We start from the raw sequence: 18,364 nt of genomic DNA, 5'->3' as shown, positions 1-18,364 counted from the left end.
CTTTGAGTATTTTTAAAGAAACGGAGAATAAACATGAATCCAATGATTGATGTACAGGAAACAGAACCGGGCATTGTGCAGGTCACAATGCAGGATACGGCCGGGAAAAACGGGCTGTCAGAAGAGTTTGTAAGAGAGCTGCACCGGGTATTCCAAGACATCAATGCCCATCCGTCCTATAAAACCGTCCTTCTGTCGGGTTACGGAAATTATTTCTGCACGGGAGGAACGCAGGAGGGGCTTTTGACCATTCAGAGCGGAAAGCTCCAATTTACAGATTTAAAGCTTCACAGTCTTTTATTGGATTGCAGGATTCCCGTGATTTCCGTCATGCAGGGGCATGCGATCGGAGCCGGCTTTACGATCGGTCTGAGCTCGGATTTCGTGATTTTAAGCAGAGAGAGTTTTTATTCTTGTAATTATATGAAGTACGGATTTACACCGGGAATGGGCGCGACGTATATTGTACCTGAAAAACTGGGAATTGTCCTCGGGGAAGAAATGCTGTTTACGGCTGCGAACTTCAGCGGCGCCGCTCTGGAAAAACGGGGAGTTCCGTTTGAAGTGCTGCCGAAAAAAGACGCCCTTCAAAGAGGCCGCGAATTGGCCCGGCTGCTGGCGGATAAACCGAGAGCCTCACTGGTTGCGCTGAAAACCAATGTGACCGCACGGATCAAAAGAGAGCTGACAAAAGCGGTTGAGGAAGAGGTGAACATGCACGAAGCCACATTCCATCTTCCAGAAGTAAAAGAGAGAATCAGCCGCTTATACGGCAGTTAAACAGAATGAAAAAAGCATGGGAAGCCCCATGCTTTATCACTGATCCGTCTTTTGCAGAACGGAGCCTGCGAATTGTTCTTTAATTTCGGCGCTCCGGGCTGCGGTTTCTGCGATGCAGTGCATGATGGCTTCTTCAAAGCGGCGCTCGTCTAATGCGCGAAGGCCTGCTTCAGTCGTGCCGCCCGGGCTTGTGATTTCCTTGCGCAGGCGTTCAGGCCGTTTGCTGCTTGTTCTGAGCATTTCCGTCGCCCCGGCCATGGTTTGTAAAATCAGCTCTTTTGCCGTTTCTTCCGGCAGGCCGGCTTGAAGGGCGGCCTTTTCCATCGCTTCGACATACCGGTACACATAGGCGGGACCGCTTCCGGCAATGGCTGTGACGGCATCAAGGTGTTTTTCTTCAAAGCGCGTCGCTTCTCCGATTGTTTCCAGAAGCTCTTTTGCCGTCCGGATTTCAGCTTCACTCGCCTCGGAGCTTGCGGAAAAACCGGTCGCCGATTGCTGAATGGCCGCGGATGTATTCGGCATCGCCCGGATGATGGTGAGCTTTCTGCCGAAATATTGCTGAATCGTGTGAATCGTCAGCCCTGCGATGACAGAAATCACAAGCTGATCTTTCACGTATTCGCGAATGTTCTCAATGCTTTCTGCCGCATCTTTCGGTTTAAAGGCGAGAACGATAATGTCGGTATTGCTGAAAAACTCTTCTTTATCCCGGCACGGTTTCACTCCGTACGTTTTTTGGAGCTCTTCAAGCCGGCTGTCATTTGACCGGTTTGTCATATATATATGTCCGGGGGCTGTCATTCCGCTTTGCAGCAGTCCGTTCACCATTGCTTCCGCCATTGATCCGGCCCCGATAAAACCGATTTTCTTCATATAAATCCTCCTTCTTCTCAAAACACAAAAAAACCTTCCCGTCAAAAAGGACGAAAAGGTTTCGCGGTACCACCTTACATTAGCACGAATCAGCCGTGCTCAGCTCAAATCCCGTAACGAGGGGATACGTTTAGGTTTTCCTAACCGCTCTGAGGGCAGGTTCTGTAAACAAGAGGGCCGCAATGTCTTTCAGCCGGGGACATTGCTCTCTGCTGCCGTTGTTTATATACTAGTTCCTCGTCATCGCGTTCCGTGTTTTCTAGTTTGTTGTTCATTATGCTATGCGCAAGAGCGGGATGTCAATCTTTTTTTCCGATATGCGGCAATAATGACACAGTGAAAAGAAAACGCTAAAATATGATTATTCAGGAATGAAAAGAACGAAGGAGCGTAAACATGGCAGCGAGAAAGATCATTCCGATACGTGTGCCGACTCCGTTTGCAGTCGGCGACGTTATCGTTTATTTAGTAAAAGATGAAGCCTTAACCCTTATTGATTGCGGCCCGAATACAAAGGAAGCGGCTGAATCGCTCTCATTGCAGCTTAAGGAACACGGGGTTTCTGCGGCGGATATAGAACAGGTGGTGCTCACTCATCATCACGCAGATCATTCAGGTCTGCTGCACCTTTTTTCTGAGGATACGGAAGTAATAGGGCATCCGCTGAATGACAGATACATTACTCAGGATCAGTCGTATATCGCCCGGCAGGAGGACTTTTTTCTGTCGCTTATGACTGAAATGGACGTTCCCCTGACGCCTGAAGACATACATAAAACAGTTAAGCTGTCATACTTATTTTCTGCAAACCGTCCGTTAACGAAAACAGTGGGAGAAGGCGGAAAAATTGACGGGCTTAACGGCTGGACGGTGCTCGAAATCCCGGGTCATGCCGCTTCTCACATTGCGCTCTACCATGAAAAAAGCGGTGAAATGTTCAGCGGCGATCTGCTTTTGTCCAACAGCTCCACCAATCCGATTCTGGAAGCTCCGGAAAAGGGGGGCGTGCGCGCGGCCCCGATGCTCGACTACTTGAACTCAATGAAGCGGCTGTATGACGTAAACCCGTCCTTTTTATATCCGGGACACGGCGATCTGCTGACAGACGTAAAGCCTGCTTTTGACAGGCGGCTTGAAAAACAGAGAAACCGGTCGGAATATGTGCTGCGCCTGTTGTCAGAGGAAACGCTGACGGCTTTCCAGGTATGCCGGCGGCTGTTTCCGGCTGTGTATGAAAATGAAATGTTTTTAACGATGTCAGAAACGATCGGCCATCTTGACGTGCTGGCCGCCGACGGGAAGGCTGTATCCTTTCAGTCGGGGAACACTCTGATGTTTAAAGCTGTGAAGGGGTGAAGGAAATGGGCAGATTAACGGATAAGCGGATTTGGATCACCGGAGCATCCGGCGGACTCGGAGAACGGCTTGCATATTCCTGCGCGGCAGAAGGAGCTCATGTTTTTTTATCCGCGAGGCGGGAGGACCGCTTGCAGGAAGTGAAAAAGACGATTACCGCGCGCGGCGGGCAGTGTGATGTCATTCCGTTTGACGTCCGGCATGCAGAAGAGGCTGAAAACGTAAGGCGTTTGATCGGTCATGTTGACGTATTAATCAACAACGCCGGCTTCGGCATTTTTGAAACGGCCGCTGATTCATCTTTGGATGATATGAAGTCAATGTTTGAAGTCAACGTCTTCGGATTAATCGCCTGTACGAAGGCCTGTCTTCCTGTGATGCTTCATGCGAAAAGCGGCCATATTATCAATATCGCCTCACAGGCCGGCAAATTGGCGACGCCGAAATCAAGCCTTTATTCCGCTACGAAACACGCCGTTTTAGGGTATTCCAATGCGCTGCGGCTTGAGCTGGCCGGTACGGGTGTAGCTGTGACAACGGTTAATCCCGGTCCGATCAAAACAGACTTCTTTACAATTGCAGATAAAGAGGGCGGTTATGTGAAAAGCGTCGGCAGATGGATGCTTGATGCCGACCATGTGGCAGAGCGCATTACATCCGTGATTCTGACGGATAAACGGGAAATGAATCTTCCGCGATGGATGAGCCTCGGGACGAAGCTGTATCAGCTTTTCCCATCGTTTACAGAAAAACTGGCCGGCCGCGCATTAAAGAAAAAGTAACAAGGGGGAAAAAGGAATGTCCGACCGGGATATACGCAAGGCATTGATGGCAGAGCCTTTCGTCAGGCAAATGGCGGAGGCGCGTGAAGTATTTTGGATCAACCCGCATAAAACCGATGATCCAGTAAAGCATGGTGCTGAATGGAAACAGGAGATTGCCGAAGCGGAAGAAAGGCTGCGCCGGTTTGCGCCTTATATCGCGTCGGCTTTTCCGGAGACGGAAGCGGAGGGAGGCCTCATTGAATCTCCGCTTGTCTTGGTCAATGAAATGAAGAAGCATCTGGAACACAGCGCCGCTCAGGCTTTCCCCGGGCGTCTGCTTTTGAAATGCGACGACGAACTTCCGATTTCCGGTTCTATTAAAGCGCGCGGCGGGATTTATGAAGTGCTGAAGCATGCCGAAGACCTCGCGGTAAAAGCGGGAATGCTCTCAGCAGACGACGATTACAGCATATTGACTGAAGAACGGTTTACCGCTTTTTTCTCAAAATACTCTATAGCCGTCGGCTCTACGGGCAATTTAGGTCTGAGTATCGGCATAATCGGCGCGAAGCTCGGCTTTTGTGTGACCGTTCATATGTCCAGTGACGCAAAGCAGTGGAAAAAGGAGCTGCTCCGGGAAAAGGGGGTTCGCGTCATCGAATATGAAGCAGACTACAGTCTGGCTGTCAAAGAGGGGCGCATGCAGGCGAAGCAGGACCCTTATTGTTATTTTATTGATGATGAGCATTCCCGGGATCTGTTTTTGGGGTATGCCGTTGCGGGAAGCCGCGTGAAAAAGCAGCTCGATCAAATGAACATAAAGCCTGATGCAGATGAACCGCTTTTCGTTTATTTGCCGTGCGGGGTCGGAGGAGGCCCGGGCGGCGTCGCGCTTGCGCTAAAGCTGATCTATGGCGAGCATGTCCATATTTTTTTCGGTGAGCCGACGCATTCACCGTGTATGCTGTTAGGACTGTTTTCCGGCTTGCATGACGGAATCAGCGTGCAGGATATCGGTCTTGATAATCAAACGGCCGCCGACGGACTTGCGGTGGGAAGGCCGTCCGGACTGGCCGGCCCTCTGATGGAACCTATACTCAGCGGCTGTTATACCGCCGATGACGGCACGCTTTTTTCGCTGCTTTATCAATTAAGGGTGTCCGAGAATAAGAGCCTTGAACCCTCTGCACTCGCCGGACTGGCCGGAGCCGTCAAGGTCGTTCAGACCGAAGCCGGAAACCGTTATATAAAAGAACGGGGGCTTGAGATGGAAAATGCCGTGCACCTTGTGTGGAGCACCGGCGGAAGCATGGTTCCGGAGGAGGAAATGGAAGAGTACAGCCGGATCGGTTCCTCATTTGTGAAAAAAATGGGCAGACAGTGAAGCGGTTTTCCGTTACAATCTTTGTAAGCGTTTGTTTTTTTATCGGAAAGCCATACAGAGAGATTGGTGTGAATTGTGAAAAGTAAAGAATTGAACTTACATACATTGTATACGCAGCACAGCCGCGAGTCGTGGGCCGGATTCGGCGGCCATCTTTCCATTGCCGTTTCAGAGGAAGAAGCCAAGGCCGTAGAAGGGCTGAATGACTACCTGTCGGTGGAAGAAGTAGAAACGATTTACATTCCGCTTGTGCGCCTGCTCCATCTTCATGTCACGTCTGCCGCAAGACGGAATCAGCATGTCAATGTGTTTCTGAAGCATCCGCATTCAGCGAAAATCCCGTTTATCATCGGAATCGCGGGCAGCGTCGCCGTCGGCAAAAGCACGACGGCGAGAATTTTGCAAAAGCTTCTTTCCCGTCTGCCGGACAGGCCGAAGGTGAGCCTGGTGACAACCGACGGTTTCTTGTATCCGACGGCGGAATTAAAAAGGAAAAACCTTCTGTCCAGAAAGGGATTCCCGGAAAGCTACGACGTGAAAGCGCTGCTTGAGTTTCTGAACGATATAAAGTCAGGGAAAGAGAGAGTGGAGGCGCCCGTATACTCCCATCTTACGTATGACAGGGAAGAGGGCGCCGTCGAGGTTGTCGAAGGTGCGGATATCGTTATTATCGAAGGAATCAATGTCCTGCAGTCGCCTACATTAGAGGACGACAGGGAAGATCCGCGGATTTTTGTATCCGATTTCTTTGATTTTTCGATCTATGTGGATGCCGAAGAAAGCCGGATTTTCACGTGGTATTTGGAGCGTTTCCGCCTCTTAAGAGAAACCGCTTTTCAGGATCCGGCTTCTTATTTTCATAAATTTAAGGATTTGTCTGATGCAGAAGCGGATACCATGGCCGCCTCCATTTGGGAGAGCGTCAACCGTCCGAATCTGTATGAAAATATCCTGCCGACAAAATTCAGATCGGATTTGATTTTGAGAAAAGGTGATGGCCATAAAGTTGAAGAGGTGCTGGTAAGGCGGGTGTGATGTGAGGAGGAAGCGAATATTATGATACATCATATTGAGTTGTATGTATCTGACTTGAAAGCCTCCGCCCGGTTTTGGGGATGGTTTTTAGGTGAGCTCGGTTATAGGGAATTTCAAAATTGGGACTCCGGCATCAGCTGGAAAAACGCAGGATTTTATGTTGTGCTTGTACAGACAGAGGAGCGTTTTTTAACACCGGAGTACCACAGATGCCGGGTCGGGCTGAACCATCTGGCTTTTCATGCTGCATCAAGAGAGCAGGTTGACGAGATGACAGAAAAGCTGCTTGCCAGAGGATGCCCCGTGCTTTACAGGGACCGCCATCCATATGCAGGCGGAAGCGCGCATTACGCCGTATACACGGAGGACCCGGATCGGATAAAAGTGGAGCTCGTTGCTCCTGCTTCTGAATGAACTATAACTTTTCGTTTTTTTCTTCGCGCAGCGCGTCGAGTTTCTTTTCGATTCTGTCCAATTGTATGCGGCGCTTGTTCAAGCTTCTGAATACGTATATCACGGCAAACAGGAAAACCGCGGCTGCAATAAATGAAATCAATTGAAAAATGACATCACCGATGTTCATCTTTTTTACCTCCGTGTGCGGCGGGCTTCTTCAGCCCGCCGTTTTTTCATTTTGACCGATGTGAAGACATGGGGGATGAATCATTTCTCTCCTAGCTTTGTGTTTTTCTGAGAATGAATAGTTTCTGCATGTGGCTTATGACCACTTTTGCGGCCGCATATCCCGGAATGGCCAGCAGCATCCCGGCAATTCCTGAGAATTTGCCGGCGGCAAGCAGAAGAAAAATAATGGTCAGCGGGTGAATGTCCAGCTTCCGTCCCATAATTTGCGGGGAAATCAGCTGGCTTTCAAGCTGCTGGACAATGACGACGACCGTAATCACCAGCACCGCCTCGGTCGGTGAATCGAACAATCCGACAATGACTCCGGGAAATGTGCCGATCCAAGGCCCGATAAACGGAATCAGGTTTGTCACCATGGCGAACGCGCCCAGAACGAGCGGATAATCGAGCCCGATTATAAAATAGCCGATTGTGACGAGAACGCCGACACAAAAACTGACGAGCAGCTGTCCTTGTATGTATGAACTGAGAGCTTCATCCATGTCCCGAAGGATTTGTTTTCCTTCTTTTTGATGTTTTTCCGGAAGAAGCCGCAGCAGTCGCCGGGGGGCTTTGTGTCCTTCTTTTAACATGTAATACAGCGCAAACGGAATAATGGCGGCGGTGATGGCGGCATTGGCAGCCGTACCGGCCAGGCTGCTGAGAGAATCAGCGATTGAACCGGAATAATTTGCGGCTTTGTCTGCTAATTTTTTAAAGGAATCCCCATGCTGAAGCCGGGAAAACCATTTGCTGTCCTGAAGATGCCCGATCCAATTTTCAGCTTTTGCGGAAAGCTCCGGAATATGATCTGTGAAGGCTGTAAACTGTTTTTGAACGGCAGGGCCCGCCGTATAAAGGAAGAGGACAAAAAGGCCGGCTGTTCCCGCATAAATCGCTAAAATCGCGATTCCTTCGGGCAGCTTTAATTTCGCATGCAGCACTCTGACGAGCGGGCGGCACAAATAGTAAAGGACGCCCGATAATACAATAGGCGGAAACAAGGTTTTAACCGTAATCACAACAGGCTGGAACAAAAAGTCTATTAATGTTCCGAGATAAATGATGAGAAATAACAGAAGAACGGCATAGCCGATCCTGAAATAAGGCCCGACAGGCATATCCTGCACCACGCAATCTTTAAGGGTTTACTCTCGGACGTTTCCCTTATCGCCCGGCGCATAAACGTCCGTGTCAGGAAAACTGCCCCTGATTGGTGACGTAATCGTAGATAATATCTTCTACATGGGCATGGAGATCCTCATCGGGTTCTTCATTCCTTCTTTCTTCTAAAGCTTTTTTTAAACTCTGTTTTTCATAGGGGCTCAGCGGATCTGTCGACACATTCCGTCCATACTGGCGGAGGGCTTGTCCCAGCATTTTTTCTATAAATTGATCCATCATATATTCTCCTATTCTTGTCATTCATCTTTATTCTACTAAATATCATGTGATCCTCCCACTCTTCTATCATATTTTCTGTCAGGCTGGGGTGGGAATTTTATTCCAATTCAGCTGAGAGAATACGATGAAACGGCAGCGTTAACGCATCTTCATCGTTTATGATTTTTAAACGTTTTTCGTCATGCATCACTTGTTTTACCCAGCCCCAAAAGCGGCGGGGGCCGTGTGCGGAAGCGTAGGTGACCGAAATGGCCCTGTCTTCTTCAATTGACGCCGCAATGATGCGGTTCATGTCGTTCAGTTGCTCCTCGCTCAGTTCCGGAGGCCGGAATTCCCGTTCTTTTCGTTTTTTTGCAAGCAGCTGCTCCCGATGTTCGGGCAGCATCATCCGGCTTGATTCCCACATGACATTATACCCGGGTGTTAATTTGTTCGGATTCATGTATATCACCTCAAATTATTTGTAATGCCCGCCGATTTTTTCAGCCCGGTGAAAGGCTTGGCCGGCCTCTGTCAGTGAAGCGGCATGGAGGAGCGACGCAGGGCCGTACCGCTCATGAATATCATCCAATACTTTGCCGAGACTGATCTTTTTTTCCTGGGCATCGAACAGGCTCAGCTGAACATAATCACAAGGCTCCAGCTGGGAAAGGGAGACGCCGGCGCTGCGGACGGGCTCACCGTTCCAATGCTCTTTGAAGAGCTTGACCGCCGCTTTAAAAATATCCATTCCGAAATTAGTCGGAGACACCAGCTTTCTCTGTCTGTGAAAACCTGAAGGGAATTCAAAATCAGCGCCTCTGATGCTGACCGAAACCGTATGGCCGATGTATTGTTTGAAACGGGCGCGGCGGGCCACTTCTTCGCTTAACTCCAGCAGCACGACTTTGATATCCTCAAAGCGGCTGTAGTCTCTCGGGAGGGTCATGTTATGGCCGATCGCTTTTTGCCGGCTGTGCGTGTTGACGGTGACCGGAGAGGGATCGATGCCGCGGGCTGTCCGCTGAAGCAATTCGCCGTTAATGCCCCAGCGTTTTTTCAGCAGTTCGGCTGGGTGCCCGGCAAGCCCGCCGATTGTGCTGATGCCCATCCGTCTTAAATGATGCTCCATCCGTTTTCCGATGCCGAATAATTTTCCGACCGGCAGCGGCCACAGATCCTGCCTGATATTTGACATATCCAATCTGTGGATGCCGGATGCGTTTTTTTTGGCAAAATGGTCGCAAGCCATTTTCGCGAGCGCCTTATTCGGCCCGATGCCGACACGGGCATAAATTCCGAATTCACGCATAATCGCTTGCTGAATGCTTTTGGCAATTGTAAAAGGATCACCGAACAGCCGCCTGCTTCCGGTCACGTCGAGAAACTGCTCATCGATGGAGTAGGGTTCTACAAGATCGGTATACCGTTCAAACAGTTCGGTAATCATGACGGATACATCAATATACCGCTGCATCCGCGGACGGACAATAACGGCGTCGGGACATTTGGCCTGCGCTTCCCACAGCCGTTCGGCATTTTTTACGCCGTATCGTTTGGCGAGCGGACAAGCCGCAAGCACGACGCCGCTGCGTCTTTCGGGATCTCCCGAGACAATCACGGGCCGGCTTTTGAGATGAGGCGCTTCCGCTTTTTCCACAGACGCATAAAACGATTGCATATCAACAAGAAGAATATCAGCCATAAAAAAACCTCCGGGAACATTTGTTCTGTTTTTCATTGTACCCGAACAATGATCACGTTTATACTGGTAAATCATTCCCCGGCTGGAAGGCGTGCTGATTCGTTTGCTTGAAAAGAAATCATTTACAATTGCAAACAACCCACATATAATTTTTTATATTCCAATGAGAAGAGCTGACATTCATTTTGCCGGACGAAAAGGAGAGTCAATCGATAATGGATATTCGAACAATTACCTCTGAAGACTATGAAATGGTTACGTCTGTTTTGAATGAATGGTGGGGCGGCAGGCAGATGAAAGACAAACTGCCGCGCTTGTTTTTTGAACATTTTCAGGACACAAGCTTTATCACGTACGGGCCGGAGGGAATGACCGGTTTTTTAATCGGTTTTCAGTCACAATCAGACCCTGAGACAGCCTACATTCATTTTTCCGGTGTGCATCCGGATTTCAGAAAAATGCAAATTGGAAAACAGCTCTACGACCGATTTATGGAGACGGTGAAGAAAAGGGGCTGCACAAAAGTCAATTGCGTGACGGCGCCTGTCAATAAAGTATCAATCGCTTATCATACAAAATTAGGCTTTGAAGCTGAAAAAGGAACCAAAACCGTAAACGGAATCCCTGTTTTTGCGAATTATGACGGCCCGGGAGAAGACCGGATTCTGTTTGTGAAATATATGTAGAGGGGGATGAATATGGGTTTTTTAGCTGACACGCCCAAACCGCCCTATTATGCGGTCATTTTTTCATCAATAAAGGGAAAATATGATAAGGAATATGAACATACGGCAGAGCGCATGATGAATTTGGCAGGCGGACAGCCGGGATTTTTAGGCGCGGAAAGCGTTCGGGAGGAAAACGGCTGCGGCATCACGGTTTCCTACTGGGACAGCCTGGAGGCGATTAAAAGGTGGAAAGATCATACGGACCACCAGGCGGCAAAACAAAAAGGAAAAAGCGCCTGGTATGAAGCGTACGCGGTCCGCATTACGAAGACGGAGTCACAGCGGATGTTTGCGTCAAAAGGGGCGGAAGATTGATTACATTTTTACAGCATACACAAGAACAGACCGCGCGGGAAATTGCGGCGGTTCAGCGCTGCTCTTATCAAAAAGAAGCTGAGCTGATCGGCTTTTTCGGCATTCCCGCCCTGCATGAAACACCCGATGATATACAGCGGTCACGGGAGACGTTTGCCGGTTTCAAGGAAAAAGATCAGCTTGCAGGCGTCATTTCGTATGAAAAAAAGGGATATGACCTTGTCATATGCAGGCTGACGGTGCACCCGTCCGCCTTTCGGAAAGGAATCGGACGGGCGCTTCTTCAATTTGTGATAGACGAGAACCGGGACGCTCAAAAAATAGAGGCGGCTACCGCCAGCCAAAACGTTCCGGCAGTCTCTCTCTATGTAAAAACCGGGTTCACAGAAGCCGGACAGATTGAGACGCCGGAAGGGCTGACCCTCTCGTTTTTTCATCTTTATCCGAAGAGGAAAGCGGAAGTTGTTCCGTACAAGCCGGAATGGAAAGAAATGTTTGAAAGAGAGAAGGCGGACTTGATCCGAATCTTCGGCCCAGCACTTCATTCTGTCAGCCACATCGGCAGCACCTCCATCCCGCAGATGGCCGCCAAACCCGTCATCGATATATTGGCGGAGGTCAAAGATATTTTGGATGCCGACCGATTCAGTCCGCAGCTGGAAGCACTCGGCTATGAGGCAAAAGGGGAAAACGGGATAGAGGGCCGGCGTTTCTTTCAAAAAGGCGGCAACAAGCGCACACACCACGTCCACATATACGAAACAGGCCATCCGGACGTGAAGCGTCATCTGCTGTTCCGGGATTACCTCACCGCAAAGCCTGAAAAAGCGGCTCAATACATGGAACTGAAACGGCACCTCGCTAAGACATACCCATACGATATGGCAAAGTATAGTGAAGGGAAAAATGCCTGGATCAAGGCGGCTGAACAAGAGGCAAAGGACTGGGAGAGCGGGCTGCTGTAAAGAAAGCAGAAACAATGCATACAGCGGCTCGGTATGCTACAATGGCGAAAATGAAAAACGGAGGATCATCTATGCAAATACATGTGACGGATGCGGCGAAACACACACTTCAGCAGGCGATGGACGCCAACCCGGGGAAAAAAGCGCAGCTCCGCTATGACGCAGAAGGCTGCGGGTGCGCGGTGAGCGGCGTGCCGACCATCTGGCTGGCGGACAAATTAACGGGACAATGCGAAGCCATTGAAACAAACGGACTTCCGCTTTACATCCAGACCTCACAAAAAGTGTTTTTTGACGAGGAAATGACAATCGATTACAATGAAAAGGCAAAAACGCTCGTCTTAAAAAGCCCGGCAGAGATGCTGAGCCCGAGAATGAGCATATTAGTAAAGCAGGGAGAAACGGAAAGTGAATCAAAAGCTGAAAGCCATTAAACAGACGGCACAGCATAAAACGTGGGTATCCTTTTTGAACAACAACCATCCGTACAGTCTGCTGCACTGGTCCATCGGAGGCGCTGAATCCGTTCAGAAGGATGTCTGGCTGCTTCAGGATGAGATGACCTTCAAAGCGCAGGAGTTTACGACAATCGACCTCGCCATTGACTGGATCGGAGAAAATATGGACGGGATTACCGACGTTTTATGACGGGAAAGCGAAAGAACCAGCATACGTTCTTTCGCTTTTTTACGTTTGCGTCATGGTATCTAAAAAGGTTTGAACGGCTTTGCGGTAGCTCTCCGGATTTTTGGTGTACGACATGGCATGCCCGCCCGATTCGGCCAGATAGAGCATCTTAGGGCCGCGTTTTCTGCGGTGCAGCAATTCGGAAGAAGCGGGAGGTATATAATCATCTTCCTTACTGTGAATAAACAGCACGGGCTGCCGGATGCGGCTGATAACCGATAGAGGAGATACATCACGGATACGGTATCCTTCTCTCATCCGCAAAAAGAAATCAGCCAAAGGCAGAAGCGGCCACGGAGGCAGCCGGAACTCCCGCTTCAGCCTGTAGGCGAGCTGATCGCGAAAGCTTGCGAACGGACAGTCCGCAATATAAAAATCAGCGCCGTTTTCATCCTGATGCCCGCCCGCGTATAATAAGGCCGTCACCGCTCCCATCGATTCCCCGTGGATGCCGATTTGACCGCCGTCTCCGGTTTTGTGTCTCACCCAATTCACGGCTTCTTCCAAATCATCTTTTTCAAAATAGCCGTAGCTCGTCGTTCTGCCGCCGCTTTTTCCGTGCCCGCGGTGGTCATATACGAGCACATTCCAGCCTAAATCTAAAAATAAATCCATGTATTTCAATGAATTGAACGAATTTACGGTAACGCCGTGACAAATAATCATGGTGTTTGCCGTATGATGCGGGGCGACGTAAAAGCCTTTGATCTCATACCCGTGGCGTGACAGGATGACGGCCTCTTCTTTTTCCATGGCCTGAAAGGAATCAAATCTATCATGCCCGTCCGCCGTTTCTTTTTTCATGATATCTTCATCCGTCTTTTTCTTCATAAACATAATCAGATTCGTAAAAGCGAATCCGGCAGCCAAAAAGACTGCGCAAGCCGAACCAAACACCGCCAGCCATTTTTTCACACAGGCACCCTCCTTTAATATGAAAAATCCTTCCTCCGGCTTTTTGGGACCGTGAACGTTGTCGGCCTCCGGCGCTCCGTGGTACACTTGCTTCACCATATTCAGATACGGGGGGCGTAATGATGAAAAAGCAGCTGCCTAAAGAAAAACACAGCTTAAAAGACGATCTGGAGGAAGATCTGAAGGCCAGGCTTTTGCAAATGAAAAGTGAGCTGAAGGAAGAAGACGAGAAAAAGCAGGCGCAGCAAAAGGCGGAACAAATCAGAAAACGAAAAGAAAAAGAAAAACATAAAAGCTTTGAAGAGCTGCTGAATGAAAGCAGTCTCGATTGGCACAAATATAAATAAACCGGCATCTGAAAAGGTGCCGGTTTTATTGTTTAAGAACGATGGGCTTCGTATACGTCCCGTTTTGTATGATATTGCAGGGCTTTGATTTCATGGCTGCTTAAACGCCGGGCCTCTGCAGCCGAACAGTTTTCTCTCAGCTGCTCAAGTGAGCTGGCTCCGGTGATGACAGAAGCGACGGCCGGCTGTGACAGCAAGTATTGAAGAGAAAGCTCCGTCATGCTCAAGTCAGGTGCGGCAGCGCTGATCGCTTTTTTGGTTTCCGCCAGTTCTGCAAAAGAATATGTTAAATAGCCGTTCTCTTTTACGCTTGCAGCCGCTTGATCAAGCGGTTTTTCCGTAAGAAGCCCTTTAGCGACAGGCCCTCTTGCGACTACGCTGATTCCGTTCTCCTCTAAAAGGGGAAGCCACTCCTCGGGGCGCCGGTCCAGCAGGCTGTATTGCATCATAACGCTGGTGATAGTTGATTTTTTCACATATTCTTTAATAACATTCGGACGAATCGAGGAAATGCCGTAATACCGGATGACACCTTCCTGTTTTAAGTCCTCAAAAGCTTCGATCGTTTCGTCAATATGGTCTTCCATCGTGCCGCCATGCAGCTGATAAAGGTCGATATAGTCCGTTTTCAGCCGGCGCAGGCTGTTTTTGACCGCTTCTTTTATGTATCCTTTGGAAGCGTCCCAATGCCAGCCGTCTTTATCATCATTCCAGCGGTTTCCGGCTTTCGTGGCTAAAATGATGTCGTGCCTGCGGTTTTTGACGGCCTCCCCGACAATTTCCTCATTTCTGCCGAAATCATAAAGATCAGCGGTATCTAAATAATTGATTCCAAGCTCGATCGCTTCATCCAAAATAGACAGCGCTTTAGCTTTATCCGTGCCCAGCGACATACAGCCGAGCCCGATTTCGCTTATTTCTAAATCAGAATGTCCCAGTGTGCGTTTTCTCATCGTTTCGCTCCTTTTTATAGTCTTTTATTGACCGTAATATAAAGGCGCGAAGTTTTCAACTGTTAAGGCCCGGTGATCCAATCTCCGACATAGCGGAATGTCCGTCCGTATTCTTTCAGTTTAGCCCGCACTTCCCACGCCTTTCCGACCAATACGATACTCTTATCCTTCCGATACACCTTCAATCGAAAAGCACCTCCCTCTCATGCATGTATGATAAAATATATGAGGCATAATAGAGAGACAGAACGGGAGATGACATGATGAAACATTTAGAAGAAAAAACACTTGCGAAAAAAAAGCTGTATGACGGGAAAGTCATAGATCTTTACTTAGAGGATGTAGAGCTCCCGAACGGAAAAACAAGCAAGCGGGAAATCGTCAAACATCCGGGAGCGGTGGCCGTACTTGCGGTGACCGAGGAAGGAAAAATCATTTTGGTGAACCAGTTCAGAAAGCCGCTGGAACGGACAATCGTTGAAATTCCGGCCGGGAAGCTTGAAAAGGGAGAAGAGCCGGAACATACGGCGTTAAGAGAGCTCGAGGAAGAAACGGGATATACGGCGGAAACCTTGACGAAAATCACCGCTTTTTATACATCACCCGGGTTTGCTGATGAAATCGTGCATCTCTTTCTTGCGGAAGGGCTTTCGCCGCTGGAAGAAAAACGAGAGCTGGATGAGGATGAATTTGTCGAAGTCATGCAGGTCACGCTTGAAGAGGCCGTGAAGCTGATTGAATCCCGCAGGGTGTATGACGCAAAAACGGCGTACGCGATTCAGTATCTCCAGCTGAAAGAAGCGCTGAAGGAAAAATGATGAAAACCATCTATGCGGATCTGCATATTCATATCGGCCGCACCCATACGGGAAAACCGGTCAAAATCACCGGGGCCAAAACGTTGACGCTGCACCGGATTTTAGAAGAAGCCAGTGAGGGGAAGGGAATTGAACTATTGGGCATCATCGACTGCCATTCCCCGGAAGTCATAGAAGAAATCGAGCGCGGAATTGATGAAGGCAGATACCGTGAGCTGAAAGAAGGCGGCATCCGGTATCGGAATACGACGCTTCTGTTGGGCAGTGAGCTTGAAATCTATGATCACACATGCCGCGGGCCGATTCACGTTCTCGTCTTTATGCCGGCTCTTGCCGAAATGAAGATGTTTTCTGAGTGGCTCGCAAAAAGGCTTAAAAATATCCATCTCAGTTCCCAGCGCATTTATGAAACCGGTTTGAATCTTCAAAGGAAAACAAAGGAATTGGGCGGGCTGTTTATTCCCGCCCATATGTTCACCCCGCATAAAAGCCTGTACGGAAAAGGGGTCATATCTTCTTTGACAGAGGTTTTCGACCCGGCGCTCATTGATGCGGCGGAACTCGGATTAAGCTGCGACACCGACATGGCTTCGCGGGTAACAGAACTTGATCCGTATACATTTTTAACAAATTCTGATGCGCATTCCTTAGGAAAAATCGGCAGAGAATATAATGAAATGCTTCTTAAAGAAGCGAATTTCACGGAATTTTCGCTGGCTTTAAAAGGGAAGGACGGAAGAAAAATCACGGCGAATTACGGGCTGAACCCGAAGCTCGGGAAGTATTACCGGACGGCTTGCGACCGCTGCGGCAGCCCGGTTGAAAAAGGAGCTTCCGCATGTCCGGAGTGCGGGGGGAAAACAATGACAAAAGGGGTCAGTGAACGGCTGGAGGAACTGAGCGGCCCGAAAAAAAGCCGCGTGCCGCGGCCGCCGTATATTCATCAAATCCCGCTGCAGTTCATTCCCGGCGTCGGGCCGAAAACGTTAGAAAAACTGAAGCGGGCTTTCGGGACGGAGATGGCGATTCTACATCAGGCGCAAGAAGAGGAATTGGCGAGTGTCGTCCAGCCTAAAATAGCGGCTGTCATTCATAAAGCGCGCACCGGGCAGCTTGTCCTTGAGGCCGGGGGCGGAGGGACGTACGGCCGAATCAAGCCGTAAAAGCCGGTTTTTAGAGGAGCTCCTCCTGCACCTTCTTTTTCGTGCGGACAAACGCAATCAATTCGATGATTTCATCCTGATTCAGCGGCTGTCCGTCAACGGTCAGTGTGCCGCGGCCTTGTGCGGCGTTTGTTAATTCGATGGTCTGGGCAAACGGCTCCGCCTTTTTTTCAGTGCGCCCCAGTAAATCGTCGCACGTCGTGTCAAACAGATCGGCAAGCGTGCCCAGCGCCTCGAATGACGGACGCCGGTATCCTGATTCATACCCGGCGTACGTGCTTTTGGCGATGCCGAGACGATCAGCCGTATATTGAAGAGACCAATTTTTCTTTTTTCTCAGTTCAGTTAAACGATCTAAATTCATATTCAAAACCGCTCCTTTTCACTTGAGCAAATTATATCATATCGATATGCAAAAGTGTACGCGAATTGAATAATAATCACTTGATTAATTTCATTCGTCTGTCTATAATTTGATTAAAAGTATGCGAAAAGCGAATGCTTAACACATCTTGAGAAATGGATGAAGAGGTGCAGGGTATGAAAAAATTATTGCTGTTAACAACCGGAGGAACAATCGCCTCAGTCGAAGGAGAAAACGGGCTTGCACCCGGGGTGAAAGCAGACGAATTGTTAACCTACGTATCAAAACTTGATAACGATTACACGATGGAAACCCATTCGTTAATGAACATCGACAGCACAAATATGCAGCCTGAATACTGGGCCGAAATCGCAAATGCTGTCAAAGAAAAATATGACGCATATGACGGGTTCGTCATTACGCACGGGACAGACACAATGGCTTATACATCAGCGGCACTGTCTTATATGCTTCAGCATGCTGATAAACCGATCGTCATTACGGGTTCGCAAATCCCGATTACATTTCAAAAAACCGATGCCAAAAAAAATATCACGGACGCGATCCGCTTCGCATGTGAAGGGGTGGGCGGCGTATACGTCGTATTTGACGGCAGAGTCATTCAAGGCACACGCGCCATTAAATTAAGAACGAAAAGCTATGATGCATTTGAGAGCATTAACTATCCGTACATCGCGTTTATTACCGAAAACGGAATTGAATATAACAAACAAGTGCACATGCCAAAAGACGATGCTTTTACGGTCAATACTTCACTTTGCACGGACGTGTGCCTGCTCAAGCTCCACCCGGGGCTGAAACCGGAAATGTTTGACGCATTAAAGGGCATGTACAAAGGAATCGTCATTGAAAGCTACGGCAGCGGCGGCGTGCCGTTTGAAGGAAGAGACATTCTCGCCAAAGTCAATGAAATGATTGAAAGCGGCATTGTCGTCGTCATTACGACACAATGTCTTGAAGAAGGAGAGGACATGAGCGTCTATGAAGTCGGCCGAAGAGTCAATCAAGATCTCATTATCCGCTCCAGAAATATGAACACGGAAGCCATCGTGCCGAAATTAATGTGGGCGCTCGGCCAGTCTCACAACTTGGCTGAAGTCAAAAACATTATGGAGACACCGATCGCAGACGACGTTGTACTGTAAAAACATGACTACCACAAAGAGAAAGTAGGGTTTTAG

25 protein-coding genes are annotated in these 18,364 nt (G+C 49.0%); 15 read left to right on the top strand and 10 right to left on the bottom strand.

What is annotated here, in order from left to right; genetic code table 11:
- Positions 1–33 precede the first annotated feature (33 nt).
- Positions 34–780 (top strand): polyketide synthase, encoded by a 747-nt coding sequence (locus RUW00_RS06330; protein ID WP_095272940.1) that lies wholly within the window; start codon positions 34–36, stop codon positions 778–780.
- Positions 781–816: 36 nt separating this feature from the next.
- On the opposite strand, the gene proC is transcribed toward RUW00_RS06330, so the two are convergent.
- Complete coding sequence (gene proC / locus RUW00_RS06325) at positions 817–1,656, bottom strand: pyrroline-5-carboxylate reductase (RefSeq protein WP_021494272.1); 840 nt, start codon at positions 1,654–1,656, stop codon at positions 817–819.
- 396 nt (positions 1,657–2,052) lie between these two features.
- Here proC and RUW00_RS06320 point away from each other — a divergent pair, with 396 nt between their 5' ends.
- The 5 genes from RUW00_RS06320 (at position 2,053) to RUW00_RS06300 (ending at position 6,609) form a co-directional block, all read left to right on the top strand.
- The gene (locus RUW00_RS06320) at positions 2,053–3,012 is read left to right on the top strand and encodes an MBL fold metallo-hydrolase (protein ID WP_280145294.1); all 960 of its coding nucleotides are present in this window, start codon (positions 2,053–2,055) and stop codon (positions 3,010–3,012) included.
- A gap of 5 nt (positions 3,013–3,017) precedes the next feature.
- Positions 3,018–3,794, top strand: a complete 777-nt coding sequence (locus tag RUW00_RS06315; RefSeq protein WP_014418303.1) for an SDR family NAD(P)-dependent oxidoreductase — start codon at positions 3,018–3,020, stop codon at positions 3,792–3,794.
- Between the two features lie 16 nt (positions 3,795–3,810).
- Positions 3,811–5,160, top strand: coding sequence for a D-serine ammonia-lyase (gene dsdA / locus RUW00_RS06310; RefSeq protein ID WP_280145293.1), 1,350 nt, complete (start codon positions 3,811–3,813; stop codon positions 5,158–5,160).
- Positions 5,161–5,235: 75 nt separating this feature from the next.
- Positions 5,236–6,195: a type I pantothenate kinase gene (gene coaA / locus RUW00_RS06305; RefSeq protein ID WP_003153290.1), complete on the top strand. Its 960-nt coding sequence runs from the start codon at positions 5,236–5,238 to the stop codon at positions 6,193–6,195.
- Between the two features lie 24 nt (positions 6,196–6,219).
- A complete protein-coding gene (locus RUW00_RS06300) occupies positions 6,220–6,609 on the top strand; it encodes a VOC family protein (RefSeq protein ID WP_025649819.1) in 390 nt (129 codons plus the stop codon).
- Position 6,610: 1 nt separating this feature from the next.
- Here the strand turns inward: RUW00_RS06300 and RUW00_RS06295 are convergent, their stop codons facing one another.
- The 5 genes from RUW00_RS06295 to RUW00_RS06275 form a co-directional block, all read right to left on the bottom strand.
- Positions 6,611–6,778, bottom strand: a complete 168-nt coding sequence (locus RUW00_RS06295) for a DUF4083 family protein (RefSeq protein ID WP_123117311.1) — start codon at positions 6,776–6,778, stop codon at positions 6,611–6,613.
- Between the two features lie 91 nt (positions 6,779–6,869).
- Complete coding sequence (locus RUW00_RS06290; protein ID WP_014418301.1) at positions 6,870–7,940, bottom strand: AI-2E family transporter; 1,071 nt, start codon at positions 7,938–7,940, stop codon at positions 6,870–6,872.
- Positions 7,941–8,013: 73 nt separating this feature from the next.
- Entirely contained in the window at positions 8,014–8,220 is a 207-nt protein-coding gene (locus RUW00_RS06285; protein ID WP_003153294.1) for a YqzH family protein, read from the bottom strand.
- 100 nt (positions 8,221–8,320) lie between these two features.
- Positions 8,321–8,665, bottom strand: coding sequence for a YolD-like family protein (locus RUW00_RS06280; protein ID WP_017418082.1), 345 nt, complete (start codon positions 8,663–8,665; stop codon positions 8,321–8,323).
- A gap of 15 nt (positions 8,666–8,680) precedes the next feature.
- Positions 8,681–9,907 carry a DNA polymerase IV gene (locus RUW00_RS06275; protein WP_015240144.1) on the bottom strand — a complete coding sequence of 409 codons (1,227 nt, stop codon included), beginning with the start codon at positions 9,905–9,907 and terminating at the stop codon, positions 8,681–8,683.
- 215 nt (positions 9,908–10,122) lie between these two features.
- Here RUW00_RS06275 and RUW00_RS06270 point away from each other — a divergent pair, with 215 nt between their 5' ends.
- The 5 genes from RUW00_RS06270 to RUW00_RS06250 all read left to right on the top strand — a co-directional run bounded on the left by RUW00_RS06270 (position 10,123) and on the right by RUW00_RS06250 (position 12,563).
- The gene (locus RUW00_RS06270) at positions 10,123–10,593 is read left to right on the top strand and encodes a GNAT family N-acetyltransferase (RefSeq protein ID WP_012117908.1); all 471 of its coding nucleotides are present in this window, start codon (positions 10,123–10,125) and stop codon (positions 10,591–10,593) included.
- A 12-nt stretch (positions 10,594–10,605) separates the two neighbouring features.
- On the top strand, positions 10,606–10,950 hold the full coding sequence (locus RUW00_RS06265) for an antibiotic biosynthesis monooxygenase family protein (protein ID WP_017418080.1): 345 nt from the start codon (positions 10,606–10,608) through the stop codon (positions 10,948–10,950).
- Positions 10,947–11,915, top strand: coding sequence for a GNAT family N-acetyltransferase (locus RUW00_RS06260; RefSeq protein WP_280145292.1), 969 nt, complete (start codon positions 10,947–10,949; stop codon positions 11,913–11,915). The genes RUW00_RS06265 and RUW00_RS06260 overlap by 4 nt, the downstream gene beginning before the upstream one ends.
- Positions 11,916–11,986: 71 nt before the next feature.
- Positions 11,987–12,349 (top strand): iron-sulfur cluster biosynthesis family protein, encoded by a 363-nt coding sequence (locus tag RUW00_RS06255; protein WP_280145291.1) that lies wholly within the window; start codon positions 11,987–11,989, stop codon positions 12,347–12,349.
- Positions 12,324–12,563, top strand: a complete 240-nt coding sequence (locus RUW00_RS06250) for a DUF2552 family protein (protein WP_003153307.1) — start codon at positions 12,324–12,326, stop codon at positions 12,561–12,563. The genes RUW00_RS06255 and RUW00_RS06250 overlap by 26 nt, the downstream gene beginning before the upstream one ends.
- A gap of 39 nt (positions 12,564–12,602) precedes the next feature.
- Here the strand turns inward: RUW00_RS06250 and RUW00_RS06245 are convergent, their stop codons facing one another.
- Complete coding sequence (locus tag RUW00_RS06245) at positions 12,603–13,517, bottom strand: alpha/beta hydrolase (RefSeq protein ID WP_025649815.1); 915 nt, start codon at positions 13,515–13,517, stop codon at positions 12,603–12,605.
- A 122-nt stretch (positions 13,518–13,639) separates the two neighbouring features.
- Between RUW00_RS06245 and RUW00_RS06240 the strand changes: the two genes are divergently transcribed.
- Complete coding sequence (locus RUW00_RS06240; protein WP_007409396.1) at positions 13,640–13,864, top strand: YqkE family protein; 225 nt, start codon at positions 13,640–13,642, stop codon at positions 13,862–13,864.
- A gap of 32 nt (positions 13,865–13,896) precedes the next feature.
- On the opposite strand, the gene RUW00_RS06235 is transcribed toward RUW00_RS06240, so the two are convergent.
- Both RUW00_RS06235 and mciZ read right to left on the bottom strand, forming a co-directional pair.
- The gene (locus RUW00_RS06235; RefSeq protein ID WP_280145290.1) at positions 13,897–14,817 is read right to left on the bottom strand and encodes an aldo/keto reductase; all 921 of its coding nucleotides are present in this window, start codon (positions 14,815–14,817) and stop codon (positions 13,897–13,899) included.
- A 62-nt stretch (positions 14,818–14,879) separates the two neighbouring features.
- Complete coding sequence (gene mciZ / locus RUW00_RS06230; protein WP_003153315.1) at positions 14,880–15,002, bottom strand: Z-ring formation inhibitor MciZ; 123 nt, start codon at positions 15,000–15,002, stop codon at positions 14,880–14,882.
- Between the two features lie 78 nt (positions 15,003–15,080).
- Between mciZ and RUW00_RS06225 the strand changes: the two genes are divergently transcribed.
- The gene (locus tag RUW00_RS06225) at positions 15,081–15,635 is read left to right on the top strand and encodes an NUDIX hydrolase (RefSeq protein ID WP_003153317.1); all 555 of its coding nucleotides are present in this window, start codon (positions 15,081–15,083) and stop codon (positions 15,633–15,635) included.
- Entirely contained in the window at positions 15,635–16,798 is a 1,164-nt protein-coding gene (locus RUW00_RS06220) for a TIGR00375 family protein (protein ID WP_315956551.1), read from the top strand. The genes RUW00_RS06225 and RUW00_RS06220 overlap by 1 nt, the downstream gene beginning before the upstream one ends.
- A gap of 10 nt (positions 16,799–16,808) precedes the next feature.
- Here the strand turns inward: RUW00_RS06220 and RUW00_RS06215 are convergent, their stop codons facing one another.
- The gene (locus RUW00_RS06215) at positions 16,809–17,162 is read right to left on the bottom strand and encodes a helix-turn-helix domain-containing protein (RefSeq protein ID WP_209387402.1); all 354 of its coding nucleotides are present in this window, start codon (positions 17,160–17,162) and stop codon (positions 16,809–16,811) included.
- Between the two features lie 176 nt (positions 17,163–17,338).
- Between RUW00_RS06215 and RUW00_RS06210 the strand changes: the two genes are divergently transcribed.
- The gene (locus RUW00_RS06210; RefSeq protein ID WP_003153321.1) at positions 17,339–18,328 is read left to right on the top strand and encodes a type I asparaginase; all 990 of its coding nucleotides are present in this window, start codon (positions 17,339–17,341) and stop codon (positions 18,326–18,328) included.
- Positions 18,329–18,364 lie beyond the last annotated feature (36 nt).

Source organism: Bacillus sp. IS1 (assembly GCF_032461585.1).
Classification (GTDB): domain Bacteria; phylum Bacillota; class Bacilli; order Bacillales; family Bacillaceae; genus Bacillus; species Bacillus velezensis.
This window is presented reverse-complemented; position numbering and strand designations above follow the sequence as displayed.

What these genes read in the sequence shown, in the direction of transcription:
- RUW00_RS06330 (WP_095272940.1), top strand. Translation starts at nt 34, where the DNA reads ATGAATCCAATGATTGATGTACAGGAAACAGAACCGGGCATTGTGCAG.
- proC (WP_021494272.1), bottom strand. Translation starts at nt 1,656, where the DNA reads ATGAAGAAAATCGGTTTTATCGGGGCCGGATCAATGGCGGAAGCAATG.
- RUW00_RS06320 (WP_280145294.1), top strand. Translation starts at nt 2,053, where the DNA reads ATGGCAGCGAGAAAGATCATTCCGATACGTGTGCCGACTCCGTTTGCA.
- RUW00_RS06315 (WP_014418303.1), top strand. Translation starts at nt 3,018, where the DNA reads ATGGGCAGATTAACGGATAAGCGGATTTGGATCACCGGAGCATCCGGC.
- dsdA (WP_280145293.1), top strand. Translation starts at nt 3,811, where the DNA reads ATGTCCGACCGGGATATACGCAAGGCATTGATGGCAGAGCCTTTCGTC.
- RUW00_RS06295 (WP_123117311.1), bottom strand. Translation starts at nt 6,778, where the DNA reads ATGAACATCGGTGATGTCATTTTTCAATTGATTTCATTTATTGCAGCC.
- RUW00_RS06290 (WP_014418301.1), bottom strand. Translation starts at nt 7,940, where the DNA reads ATGCCTGTCGGGCCTTATTTCAGGATCGGCTATGCCGTTCTTCTGTTA.
- RUW00_RS06285 (WP_003153294.1), bottom strand. Translation starts at nt 8,220, where the DNA reads ATGGATCAATTTATAGAAAAAATGCTGGGACAAGCCCTCCGCCAGTAT.
- RUW00_RS06280 (WP_017418082.1), bottom strand. Translation starts at nt 8,665, where the DNA reads ATGAATCCGAACAAATTAACACCCGGGTATAATGTCATGTGGGAATCA.
- RUW00_RS06275 (WP_015240144.1), bottom strand. Translation starts at nt 9,907, where the DNA reads ATGGCTGATATTCTTCTTGTTGATATGCAATCGTTTTATGCGTCTGTG.
- RUW00_RS06270 (WP_012117908.1), top strand. Translation starts at nt 10,123, where the DNA reads ATGGATATTCGAACAATTACCTCTGAAGACTATGAAATGGTTACGTCT.
- RUW00_RS06265 (WP_017418080.1), top strand. Translation starts at nt 10,606, where the DNA reads ATGGGTTTTTTAGCTGACACGCCCAAACCGCCCTATTATGCGGTCATT.
- RUW00_RS06255 (WP_280145291.1), top strand. Translation starts at nt 11,987, where the DNA reads ATGCAAATACATGTGACGGATGCGGCGAAACACACACTTCAGCAGGCG.
- RUW00_RS06240 (WP_007409396.1), top strand. Translation starts at nt 13,640, where the DNA reads ATGAAAAAGCAGCTGCCTAAAGAAAAACACAGCTTAAAAGACGATCTG.
- RUW00_RS06235 (WP_280145290.1), bottom strand. Translation starts at nt 14,817, where the DNA reads ATGAGAAAACGCACACTGGGACATTCTGATTTAGAAATAAGCGAAATC.
- RUW00_RS06225 (WP_003153317.1), top strand. Translation starts at nt 15,081, where the DNA reads ATGAAACATTTAGAAGAAAAAACACTTGCGAAAAAAAAGCTGTATGAC.
- RUW00_RS06220 (WP_315956551.1), top strand. Translation starts at nt 15,635, where the DNA reads ATGAAAACCATCTATGCGGATCTGCATATTCATATCGGCCGCACCCAT.
- RUW00_RS06215 (WP_209387402.1), bottom strand. Translation starts at nt 17,162, where the DNA reads ATGAATTTAGATCGTTTAACTGAACTGAGAAAAAAGAAAAATTGGTCT.
- RUW00_RS06210 (WP_003153321.1), top strand. Translation starts at nt 17,339, where the DNA reads ATGAAAAAATTATTGCTGTTAACAACCGGAGGAACAATCGCCTCAGTC.